Below are 11,526 nucleotides of genomic sequence, written 5' to 3'. Positions count from 1 at the left end.
TAAATTATTAATGTTTGTTAAACAAAAAAGTAGTTTTAACACTTATTTTTTCACAAAATTCAAACAATTTTAAAAATCATTAATGAAACAAAACTTTTAATCTAAAAAATTTAAAGAATCATAATCCATAATTTACAATTCATCTTCGAGTTTAAATCTAAACTTCAAAATCAGACTGTTACGCTCTACTTCAAGATTAATCCATTTATCTTCTTCTGATTTTAAAAGCTGGTTAATTTGCTGCAACGAATATTTATAAGGCCGCTCACCATTTATGGAGGTTATAATATCTCCTTTTTGCAATCCGCATTTTTCTGCTGCAGATTGTTTTCTGATATTGACAATCTCATAAACGGGTTTCAAAGAAAATTTATATCTAAAATTTCCCCCGTTATTTTGGTTTGGTTCTCCTTCGTTTAGTGATGCAGCAACCTTTACAGTTTCCAAATGAACAGTTTCCTGAACCCATTGCAGTCCATTGTGCTGGATTGTAATTCCACTTTTATTATAAGTAAAAGGATCTTTAAACTTGTGATTTTTTTTAAGGTACAACTTTTTATCTGCATAATCTAAAACTACTGTAAAACGCTTTAAGATTTCTCCGCCAACAGAACCAATACGGTCAGGAACCATCTTTACATTTTTAATAGATGTCGAATCTGGAAAAGCTACAATTGGTTTCTTAAATTCAAATTCATCAATTATAAATTTTTGAATTCTTGCACGATGCCCTTCAATATCACCGCTAAAACCTTTTCCTAGAAAATCAGGAAAATTTCTCTTCGGGAGTTTTATTTTATTGTTTTCAAAAATCCAAAAAGCATCACTATTACCAATATCAATTAATAATTTTGCCGGAATTTCTTCATCATCTACAACTGCAGTTGTGTAAATATAAGGCTTAGATTTTTCAATTGTAATAGGTATTGCTTTAAATTTTTTATCTAATTTTTTTCTAATAGATTCATTATTTGAATGCACAATAATTTTTCGCTTTTCATAATTAACTTCTACAATATTATTTTTAAAGAATTTATGCCCAATAATTCCATTTACCGGAATACCAATATGTGACGAAAGATTAAAACTCTGATCTAAAATCACAAACAACATATGATTATCAGATCTTAATCCGTGTGTTTCAAAAGTATTTTTTGTCGATTTAAGTCCTTCAATTTCACTTTCAGATCCTAATCCTCTAAGTCTGATTTTTTCAACGTTATTAAATTTAACCTCCTGCATTTCATCCATACTAAATAAAATAGTTTCTTCGACGCCGGAATCTAATAAGAAATTCAACTCGATTCCGTTTACTTTAATTGGAATAAAAATGAGGTTATTTATCAATTTAAAAGGCATTACAGCCTTTTTTTTATTATTTTGGATAATAAAACTATCCTGAGATTTTACACAAAAAGGTAACAATAACCCAAAAAACAACACAATATATTTTTTCATTGACAATATTTTATTATAAAATTAGTAAATATATTTATTATTGTTAGATTTTTATAAGTCTATGCATTGTTTACGTTAAATTCGAAAAAAAAATGCATTTTTGCACTTCAATAAAAAATCTCATGCCAACAATTTCAAGCAAAGGCAGAAACATGCCCGAATCACCGATACGCAAGCTTGCTCCTTATGCAGATTTAGCAAAGCAAAAAGGACACAAAGTGTATCACTTAAACATTGGTCAACCGGATATCAAGACACCCGAAGTGGCCATCGAGGCGGTAAAAAATATTGATTTAAGTATTATAGAATACAGTCCGTCAGCCGGATATGAAAGCTACAGAAAAAAATTAGCAAAATTTTACCAACGCCAAAATGTAAATGTTAACTCAGAAGACATCATTGTTACAACTGGTGGCTCTGAAGCCCTTTTATTTGCACTGGCCACAATTACAGACCCTGGAGATGAAATCATTATTCCAGAGCCTTTTTATGCTAATTATCACGCGTTTGCCTCTTCTACAAGTGCAACCGTAATTCCTCTTGTTTCGACTATCGAAACGGCATTTGCTTTGCCAAGTATTGAAGAAGTCGAAAAGTTGATTACACCAAAAACAAAAGCAATTTTAATTTGTAATCCGGGTAATCCAACCGGATATTTATATTCAGAAGCTGAAATTAAACAATTAGCAGGTTTAATTAAAAAATACGATTTATACTTAATTGCTGACGAAGTATATCGTGAGTTTTTGTATGATGGAGATGATGTACACTATTCAGTTATGAATTTAGAAGATGTACAACAAAACGTAATCATGGTCGATTCAGTTTCAAAACGCTACAGTATGTGCGGCGCGAGAATTGGATGTTTGATTACTAAAAATAAGGAAGTACTGGCAACAGTAATGAAATTTGCTCAGGCGCGTTTAAGTCCGCCAACAATTGAGCAGATTGCATGCGAAGCCGCAATTGATACGCCTCAAAGTTATTTTGACGAAGTAATTGGAGAATATAAAGAGCGTCGAGACACTTTAATTTCAGAATTAAATAAAATTAAAGGTGTAGTTGTAACTAAACCAAAAGGTGCCTTTTACTGTATTGCTGAGTTACCTATTGCAGATTCTGATGATTTTGCTCAATGGCTTCTAGAAAGTTATGACTTAAATGGCGAAACAGTTATGATTGCTCCTGCAAAAGGATTTTATTCAACTCCTGGAATGGGATTAAATCAGGTTCGTATTGCATATGTTTTGAATAAGAAAGACTTAGTAACTGCTGTAAATATTTTAAAAGAAGCACTTTTGGTATATAACAGCAAATAAAAAGCAAACCAAACTTAAACTTTCAAAAGACAATAACCATTTGTGTTATTGTCTTTTGTATTTTAAAGAAGTCACAATTAGACCAATTTTAAATTATATCCAAAAAGGATCAATTAAATAGTAAAAACCATAGAAAAGGTTTCCTATTTATTAATTATCTTTACCGCCTTAAAAAGATATACCCATTATAATAGTAGTTTTTAATGATAAATAACGAAGATTTTTTAGACGAAATAGGTGACAGTCATTTCAGCAGTAATGCAAAAAACCCTCTAAGAGCGGACGCATTTGACATAACTGATGAAGAAAAAATAGAAAAAATTAAAAAAGATGTTGAAAACATTCTGCAAACGCTGGGAATGGATTTGACAGACGACAGCATAAAAGGTACTCCAAACCGAGTAGCTAAAATGTTTGTAAAAGAGATTTTTGGTGGTTTAAACCCTGCAAAACAGCCAAAAGCTTCAACTTTTGACAATAATTACAAATACGGTGAAATGTTAGTAGAAAAAAACATTACTGTTTATTCTACTTGCGAACACCATTTACTGCCAATTATAGGGCGTGCTCACGTTGCTTATATTTCAAGTGGAAGAGTTATTGGTTTATCAAAAATGAACCGTATTGTTGAATATTATGCTAAAAGACCTCAGGTTCAAGAGCGTTTAACAATGCAGATTGTTCAGGAACTTCAAAAAGCTTTAGCAACCGAAGATGTTGCCTGTGTTATCGACGCAAAACACCTTTGTGTGAACTCAAGAGGAATTAAAGATATTGAAAGCAGTACAGTAACTTCTGAATTTGGCGGAAAATTCAAAGATCCTCAAACAAAAAGAGAGTTTCTTGACTATATTAAATTAGATACTCAGTTCTAATTTTTTACGATATTTCTATTATATTTATGGTCTAGCCCTGATGGAAGCGGTATTTTTTTATGGTCTTGTCAATTACGAGATAAAAGATACAGCGGACAGCAGGAATAGGTCCTAAAAAAATCATTAAAAAATTATGCCACTATATAGCAGTCAGCCACTAAAAATATACAATTCACTTTCGGGTGAAAAAGAAAATTTCAAACCAATCCATGAAGGAAATGTTGGAATGTATGTTTGCGGACCAACGGTTTATAGCAATGTGCATTTAGGAAACGTAAGGACTTTTATGTCTTTTGACGTGATTTTCAGGTATTTTTTACATCTGGATTACAAAGTTCGTTATGTTCGTAATATTACCGATGTTGGCCATATTGTAGATGATGTTGATGAAGGTGAAGATAAAATTGCTAAAAAAGCACGTTTAGAGCAGCTAGAGCCAATGGAAGTTGTTCAGCGTTATACGGTTGACTTTCATGACATTTTAAAAGCCTTCAACTTTTTACCGCCAAGTATTGAGCCAACTGCAACCGGACATATTATTGAGCAAATCGAAATTATCAAAAAAATAATTGATACCGGAATTGGTTATGTTGCCAATGGATCAGTTTATTTTGATGTTGTAAAATATAACGAAACCAATAATTACGGAGTTTTAAGCGGCAGAAATATCGAAGATATGCTTGCTAACACCCGTGATCTTGATGGACAATCGGACAAAAGAAATCCGCAGGATTTTGCACTTTGGAAAAAAGCCGAACCAGAACATATTATGAGATGGCCTTCTCCTTGGAGCGATGGTTTCCCGGGCTGGCACTTAGAATGTACTGCAATGAGTACTAAATATTTAGGGAATCATTTTGATATTCACGGCGGTGGAATGGATTTAAAATTTCCACACCACGAATGTGAAATTGCTCAAAATGAAGCTTGCACAGGACAATCGCCGGTAAATTACTGGATGCACGCCAACATGCTTACGCTTAACGGAAAGAAAATGGCAAAATCTACCGGAAATAATATTTTACCGGGAGAGATTCTAAGCGGGGATAATACTATTTTAAGCAAAGCTTTTTCTGCTTCAGTAACTAGATTTTTTATGTTACAGGCACATTACAGAAGTATTTTAGATTTTTCTGATGACGCGATTACAGCTGCCGAAAAAGGATATAAAAGATTAATAGAAGCTCTTGAAGCATTACCAGCAATAACAGTCGGTTCATCAAGTTCTATTGATTTTGCTGCATGGAAACAAGCTTGTTACGATGCAATGAACGACGATTTTAACACACCAATTTTAATTGCGCAGTTATTTGAAGGCGTTCGTTATATCAATTTATTAAAAGAAGGAAAAGAAACCATTTCTTCCGAAGATTTAAAATTATTTTCGACAGCGATTAATGCTTTTGTTTTTGATGTTTTAGGTTTAAGCGATGAGAAAGCGGCAGACAGCAATAATAATAAATTAGAAGGTGTTGTAAACATGCTTATCGGAATGAGAAATCAAGCGAGAGCAGATAAAAATTTCGCTCTTTCGGATCAAATTCGTGATCAGTTAATTGCTTTAGGAATTCAGCTAAAAGACGGTAAAGAAGGAACTTCTTTTAGTATTTAATAAAAAGAAGTATTCAGTGTTCAGTATTTAGTGTTCAGATTTGCACTTTACCTTAAACTAATCACTAAATACTGAACACTGATTACTAATAAAATATGTTTTCAAAAATTCTGATATATCCGTTTGTAATACTGGTGCGCTTTTACCAAACTGCGATTTCACCTTTTACACCTGCTTCATGCAGGTTTGAACCTACTTGTTCAACGTATATGATTCAGGCATTGCAAATGCACGGATTATTTTACGGAGGATATTTAGGAATGAAACGAATTTTAAGCTGTCATCCTTGGGGAAGAACTGGTTATGATCCCGTTCCTGAGAAGAAATGTTCACATAAACATTAACTTTTTATAAAGACTTGCTCCACATTTAATATTTATTTTTACAACATATAAAAAAACATTACACTATATGACACAGCCTTTAAACATCGTTTGGAATCCTTCAGAAGGAATAGATTTAGGATTTTTTATGATTCGTTATTACAGTTTAATGTTCGTAATCGCTTTTGGTTTAGGATGGTTCCTAATGAAAAAGATTTTCGAACGCGAACATGAATCTTTAGACAAATTAGACTCATTATTTGTCTGGACTGTTTTAGCAACATTAATAGGAGCTCGTTTAGGTCATGTTTTCTTTTATGACTGGGAATATTTCAGAAACCATTTACTGGAAATCTTTTTACCGTTCAAATTTGAACCAAAATTTGAATTTACAGGTTTTCAAGGTTTAGCTAGTCATGGCGCAGCTATTGCAATCATTTTTGCAATGTATTATTACAGCAAAATGATTTTGAAACGTCCTTTATTATGGATTTTAGACCGTGTAGTAATTCCAGTTGCAAGCGGTGCTATTTTTGTTCGCTTAGGGAATTTTTTCAATTCCGAGATTATTGGACATGAAACTACATCGGCTTTTGGAATCCGTTTTTTACATGATAAATTCAGCAAGGCAGAAGCAGTAAATGCAACTCAAATCGCAAATCCAAAAGAAGCTTATAATGCAATAGCAACAGATCCTAAATTTGCTGATTTATTAGCACAGGTTCCTGCAAAACATCCAACGCAATTATATGAAGCTTTTTGCTACATTTTTGTATTTGCCATTTTATATTTCTTGTATTGGAAAACTAATGCAAGACTTAAATCAGGATACTTATTCGGATTATTTTTAGTTCTTTTATTTGCTGTACGTTTTGTCGTTGAATTTGTAAAAGAAAGTCAGGGAGGTATCGAAAAAGAATTAGGTTTATTCTCAACCGGACAATGGTTAAGTATTCCATTTATTATAATTGGTCTTTTCTTTATTATTAGAGCACAAAGAAATCCTTTAGCAGCTTCTTAATATTAAACAAAATCTTAAAAATATAAAAGTCCAGTATTTCTAAATACTGGACTTTTTTTATAACGGATATGAAATCCCAAATTCTATGTTTTTAGTATTATAACCTGCATTCTTACTACTTAATCCTGCATTAGAAACATGCCGTATTTCAGGACGAATATCAAATTGAATCTTCTGTACCCTAAAAGAAAAACCAAGCGCTAAAACGTCTGAAAAAGCAAAACCTTTAGACATTCTTTCGGTTTCTGTATCTGTTATCATTGGACCGACACTTCCCAAAACATAAAAGGAACAGTTTTTATTAATCGATTTCCGAATTAAAAAACCAAGATTCAGCACATATTCCCGCACATCTTTTAACTGCGTATATTCATCTCTTTTTTCCTGATAATCCGGAGTTTCGGGTTTAACAAAATAGAAATTCAACAATTGATGTTTTCCAAAATTAATTTCGGGCTGGACCAAAATTTCATATTGAAAATGTTTTGTTTCTTTTAATTTATAATATAATTGCGCTTTATAAAAGTGGTTTTCAAAGGTGTAATCTTTATTATTGAATTCACTTCCAAAACCATAATTAAAACCAACTGAGAATCGTGAATTAGCTTCTTGTGCAGTAATTTTTAATGTGCTAAAAAAAAGCAATAAACATAAAAGTAATTTTCTATCCATAAATCATTTTAAAGTTGATTAAATATATTACAAAAAAAAGATCCAGCTTTCACCGGATCTTTTTAATATAGTTTAAGCAATTAATTATGCTTTGTTATGCTTGTCTTCGATTGTGTGTTTATCAGCAGAAGAAATCGAGTCAACCAATACTGGTGTAGCAATAAATAATGATGAATAAGTTCCCACAATAATACCAATTAACATGGCAAAGATAAACCCTCTGATTGATTCTCCACCAAAGATAAACATCGTTAATAATACAATGATCATCATTAATGAAGTATTCAATGTTCTAGATAATGTAGTGTTAATAGAAGCGTTTACGATATCTTCGAAAGTACCTTTACGGTTTCCGATGATAAATTCTCTAATTCTATCAAATACAATTACAGTATCGTTCATAGAGTAACCAATTACGGTAAGAATCGCTGCAATAAAGTGCTGATCCATTTCCATGTGGAATGGCATGAATTTATAACATAAAGAGTAAATTCCTAATACGAAGATTACGTCATGCGCAACAGCTGCAATCGCACCTAATGAATACTGCCATTTACGGAAAGAGATCATTAAGTATAAGAAAATAACTGCCATTGCTCCAAGAACTGCCCAGTATGAGTTTGTTTTGATATCTTCAGAGATAGAAGCTCCAACTTTAGAAGCTTGTAATACTCCTACTCTTTTACCATCAAAAGAGTTGATGAATTTATCGTAAGTTGTATTTGGGAAATATTTAATTAATCCTTTATATAACTTTTGGTTTACTTCTTCATCGATAGCAACACCATCTTCTTTAATTTTGTATTTAGTTGTGATTTTCAACTGATCGTCATCGCCTAAAATTTTAGCTTCAACCGGAGTTCCAAAAGCAGCAGATAATTCATCTGAAACTACTGTTGCATCAATCGGTTTTTCAAATTTAACCTGGAAAGTTCTACCTCCAACAAAATCAACACCTTCATCTAATCCGTTAACGAAGAAGATAGAAATTAAACTTACAACTACTACAATTGAAGAGAAGATATAAGTGAATTTTTTGATTTTAATAAAGTCAAAGTGGAAATTAGTAAACCAGTTTTTAGTAATGTTTGTAGAGAAAGTTAAATCACCTTTTCCAGCAATGTTTCTGTCAATAAAAATTCTAGCAATAAAGATAGAAGTAAACAATGAAGTTACGATACCAATAAGTAATGTTAAAGCAAAACCTTTGATTGGTCCTGTTCCAAAGATAAATAAAATCGCTCCAGTTAAAACGTGAGTTACGTTTGCATCAATAATAGAACGCATTGCACCATGCCATCCGTAAGATGCAGCTACAGCTTCAGATAATGATTTACCTTCACGTAATTCCTCTTTTGCTCTTTCATATATAATAATGTTGGCATCTACCGCAGTACCTAGTGTTAATACGATACCTGCAATACCTGGTAATGTTAATACAAAACCAAAACTTGCCATAATTCCGAATAAGAAAAGTAAGTTCAATAATAAAGCAAGGTTTGCATACCATCCAGCTTTACCATAATAGAATACCATCCAAACACAAACTAATAAGAATCCTAATACAGATGAAATTGTTCCTGCATCAATTGCAGCCTGACCTAAAGATGGTCCAACAACAGTAGATTGAATAATATCAGCAGAAGCTGGTAATTTACCTGCATTTAATACGTTAGCTAAATCTTTAGTTTCAGCAACATCAAAAGAACCTGTAATTTCAGATCTTCCTCCAGCAATAGGACCACTTGTAACACCTGGTGCAGAATATACGATGTTATCCAAAACAATAGCTATATAACCTTTTTGAGAGAAAGCTCTTCCTGTTAGTTCTTCCCAAACTTTAGCTCCCTGGCTGTTCATTTGCATAGAAACAGCTGGTTTACCCATTTGGTCAAAAGTATCTTTTGCATCAGTTACAACTCCACCGCTCATAGCTGGTACGTTATCTCTGTTACCTTTTAAAGCATATAATTCAACTGCTTCAATATCTTTAGCGCTTGCTAAATCTTTTGCTTTAGGATCTTTTACAGTTGTTGGTTTACTCCATACAAATTTTGCATAGTGTTGGTCAGCAGCCAATAAAATTCTGATTTCTGGTCTTTTGAAATAAGCATTGATTGTTGCAGTATCTTTTGTAGCGAAGTATCCTAAAACTGGACCGCCACCTTGAGTAATCATTTTGTCAAATAAAGGATTGTTTCCTTTTTTAGTATCAACTGAATCTTTAGCATCAGTTAATAAAGCATTCAATGAATCTTTAGCAACTGTTTTAGTTTCTACTTTTTTAACTTCAGTTTTCTTTAAAGCCTCATTAGCAGCAACTAAGAAGTTACCAACTTCTTCAATTTTATAAGTTTCCCAAAACTCTAATTGAGCTTTTCCACCTAATAATTTTTTAATCCTGTCAACATCTTTAGCACCTGGAAGTTCTACTAAGATTCTTCCTGTTTCTCCTAATTTTTGAATGTTTGGTTGTGTTACACCAAATTTGTCTATACGCTCTCTTAATACTTTGTAAGCACTTTCGATAGACTCATCAACTTTTCTTTTGATTACTTTTTGAGCTTGTGCATCTGTCATTTGGAAATCAATTCCACCTTCACCTTGTAAACTTCTGTTTGCAAAGATATCTGGCGAAGCCAATTTTGTGTTTCCGTTTGAGTTTGCTTCAAAGGCTTCAAAGAATTTATTTAAATAGGTCTTATTTCCTTCTAAATTTGCAGTTGCATCAGCTAATGATTTATTAAAAACCGGGTTTTTAGAATTGTTTGCTAATCCTTTTAAAACATCTTTAACAGAGATTTGAAGAATTACGTTGATTCCTCCTTCTAAGTCAAGACCTTTATTTAATTGTTTGTTTTTTACTTCATTATAAGTGAAGTCAGTAAAACCAAGATTAAACACTTTTTCTTTACCAATAGAATCTAAATATTTTAGCTCTTTATCAGGATTATCTCCTGCAAAAGCTTTAGCCTCACTTTTGACATTATTTGCCACAAAAGTGAAAGATAGTTGGTAAATACTTACCAATGCAAATAGAATTGCGAAAAATTTAATAAGTCCTTTATTCTGCATTATTACTAAAAATTAATTATGTTTTATGTTTGTTTTTGGTTTTAAATCCCCTAAAAATAAGCCCTGACATGAGTTTTTAAAACTAAAAAATCGAGATCACGAATTACTACATTTTTTTTAAATCGAGCAAATATATAATTAACGAAAACATTAACCAATTTATTTATTAATTAATCTCAAAAAAAAGACTGCAAAAGTGCAGCCTTTTTCTTTTTTTCCTGTTTTTATTATACTAAAATCGATTTTAGAGCATCATTCATGCCACGAACTGCATCTGCACTTTTGGCAAATAAAGCCTTTTCCTGGTCGTTTAAATGAATATCTACAATTTCTTCGATACCGTTTTTACCAATTATACACGGCACTCCTATACAAATATCGTTTTGCCCGTACTCGCCTTCTACGAAAACAGAGCATGCAATCATTTTCTTTTGATCGTTTAGGATACTATCTACTAAATAAGCAACAGAAGCTCCCGGAGCATACCATGCAGACGTTCCTAAAAGTCCAGTAAGGGTTGCACCGCCTACCATTGTGTCTGCAGCAACTTTTTGAAGTACTTCTTCTGAAAGGAATTGCGAAACCGGAATTCCGTTATAAGATGCTAAACGTGTTAACGGAATCATAGTGGTATCACCGTGACCTCCAATTACCATCGCCGAAATATCATTAGCAGGCTTATCTAAAGCAAGAGAAAGATACGTTCTAAAACGAGAACTATCTAAAGCTCCTCCCATACCTATAATTCTGTTTTTTGGTAATCCTGTAGCTTTCAAAGCTAAATAAGTCATAGTATCCATTGGGTTTGAAACTACAACTATTATAGTGTCAGGAGAATATTTTAGTACATTTTCGGCAACTGTTTTTACAATTCCGGCATTTATACCAATTAATTCTTCCCTTGTCATTCCTGGTTTTCTCGGAATTCCTGATGTAATAACCACTACATCACTTCCGGCAGTTTTAGAATAATCGTTGGTTACGCCAGATACTTTAGTATTGAACCCAGTATTCGTGGCGCATTGCGTGATATCCAACGCTTTCCCTTCGGCAAAACCTTCTTTAATATCCAACAACACTACTTCACTGGCAATTCCTCTATAAGAAATAACATCTGCACAAGTAGCTCCAACATTTCCTGCTCCTACAATGGTAACTTTCATATTTTATA

The 11,526-nt window shown here is 32.6% G+C and carries 9 protein-coding genes; 5 read left to right on the top strand and 4 right to left on the bottom strand.

Annotated elements, in window-relative coordinates; all coding sequences use genetic code 11:
• Nucleotides 1–132 precede the first annotated feature (132 nt).
• A complete protein-coding gene (locus APR43_RS19115; RefSeq protein ID WP_053470975.1) occupies nucleotides 133–1,458 on the bottom strand; it encodes a PDZ domain-containing protein in 1,326 nt (441 codons plus the stop codon).
• A 122-nt stretch (nucleotides 1,459–1,580) separates the two neighbouring features.
• Between APR43_RS19115 and APR43_RS19110 the strand changes: the two genes are divergently transcribed.
• The 5 genes from APR43_RS19110 to lgt all read left to right on the top strand — a co-directional run bounded on the left by APR43_RS19110 (nucleotide 1,581) and on the right by lgt (nucleotide 6,608).
• Nucleotides 1,581–2,777, top strand: a complete 1,197-nt coding sequence (locus APR43_RS19110; RefSeq protein WP_053470976.1) for a pyridoxal phosphate-dependent aminotransferase — start codon at nucleotides 1,581–1,583, stop codon at nucleotides 2,775–2,777.
• Between the two features lie 203 nt (nucleotides 2,778–2,980).
• A complete protein-coding gene (gene folE, locus APR43_RS19105; protein ID WP_053470977.1) occupies nucleotides 2,981–3,652 on the top strand; it encodes a GTP cyclohydrolase I FolE in 672 nt (223 codons plus the stop codon).
• A gap of 133 nt (nucleotides 3,653–3,785) precedes the next feature.
• Complete coding sequence (gene cysS / locus APR43_RS19100) at nucleotides 3,786–5,264, top strand: cysteine--tRNA ligase (protein ID WP_053470978.1); 1,479 nt, start codon at nucleotides 3,786–3,788, stop codon at nucleotides 5,262–5,264.
• Nucleotides 5,265–5,359: 95 nt separating this feature from the next.
• Entirely contained in the window at nucleotides 5,360–5,608 is a 249-nt protein-coding gene (gene yidD, locus APR43_RS19095; protein WP_053470979.1) for a membrane protein insertion efficiency factor YidD, read from the top strand.
• Between the two features lie 67 nt (nucleotides 5,609–5,675).
• On the top strand, nucleotides 5,676–6,608 hold the full coding sequence (gene lgt, locus APR43_RS19090) for a prolipoprotein diacylglyceryl transferase (RefSeq protein WP_053470980.1): 933 nt from the start codon (nucleotides 5,676–5,678) through the stop codon (nucleotides 6,606–6,608).
• 57 nt (nucleotides 6,609–6,665) lie between these two features.
• Here lgt and APR43_RS19085 read toward each other — a convergent pair whose 3' ends face one another.
• The 3 genes from APR43_RS19085 to mdh all read right to left on the bottom strand — a co-directional run bounded on the left by APR43_RS19085 (nucleotide 6,666) and on the right by mdh (nucleotide 11,518).
• Nucleotides 6,666–7,280, bottom strand: coding sequence for an acyloxyacyl hydrolase (locus tag APR43_RS19085; protein WP_053470981.1), 615 nt, complete (start codon nucleotides 7,278–7,280; stop codon nucleotides 6,666–6,668).
• Nucleotides 7,281–7,364: 84 nt separating this feature from the next.
• Nucleotides 7,365–10,355, bottom strand: coding sequence for a protein translocase subunit SecDF (gene secDF / locus APR43_RS19080; RefSeq protein ID WP_053470982.1), 2,991 nt, complete (start codon nucleotides 10,353–10,355; stop codon nucleotides 7,365–7,367).
• 227 nt (nucleotides 10,356–10,582) lie between these two features.
• Nucleotides 10,583–11,518: a malate dehydrogenase gene (gene mdh / locus APR43_RS19075; protein WP_053470983.1), complete on the bottom strand. Its 936-nt coding sequence runs from the start codon at nucleotides 11,516–11,518 to the stop codon at nucleotides 10,583–10,585.
• Nucleotides 11,519–11,526 lie beyond the last annotated feature (8 nt).

The sequence above is a fragment of the Flavobacterium sp. NLM genome, assembly GCF_002210235.1.
Taxonomy (GTDB): Bacteria; Bacteroidota; Bacteroidia; order Flavobacteriales; family Flavobacteriaceae; genus Flavobacterium; species Flavobacterium panici.
The sequence above is the reverse complement of the archived record's forward strand: the minus strand, read 5'-3'. Positions and strand labels throughout refer to the sequence as shown.

Excerpts from the sequence above, each read along its gene's own strand:
- yidD (WP_053470979.1), top strand. The coding sequence starts at position 5,360 with ATGTTTTCAAAAATTCTGATATATCCGTTTGTAATACTGGTGCGCTTT.
- folE (WP_053470977.1), top strand. The coding sequence starts at position 2,981 with ATGATAAATAACGAAGATTTTTTAGACGAAATAGGTGACAGTCATTTC.
- APR43_RS19115 (WP_053470975.1), bottom strand. The coding sequence starts at position 1,458 with ATGAAAAAATATATTGTGTTGTTTTTTGGGTTATTGTTACCTTTTTGT.
- lgt (WP_053470980.1), top strand. The coding sequence starts at position 5,676 with ATGACACAGCCTTTAAACATCGTTTGGAATCCTTCAGAAGGAATAGAT.
- mdh (WP_053470983.1), bottom strand. The coding sequence starts at position 11,518 with ATGAAAGTTACCATTGTAGGAGCAGGAAATGTTGGAGCTACTTGTGCA.
- APR43_RS19085 (WP_053470981.1), bottom strand. The coding sequence starts at position 7,280 with ATGGATAGAAAATTACTTTTATGTTTATTGCTTTTTTTTAGCACATTA.
- cysS (WP_053470978.1), top strand. The coding sequence starts at position 3,786 with ATGCCACTATATAGCAGTCAGCCACTAAAAATATACAATTCACTTTCG.
- secDF (WP_053470982.1), bottom strand. The coding sequence starts at position 10,355 with ATGCAGAATAAAGGACTTATTAAATTTTTCGCAATTCTATTTGCATTG.
- APR43_RS19110 (WP_053470976.1), top strand. The coding sequence starts at position 1,581 with ATGCCAACAATTTCAAGCAAAGGCAGAAACATGCCCGAATCACCGATA.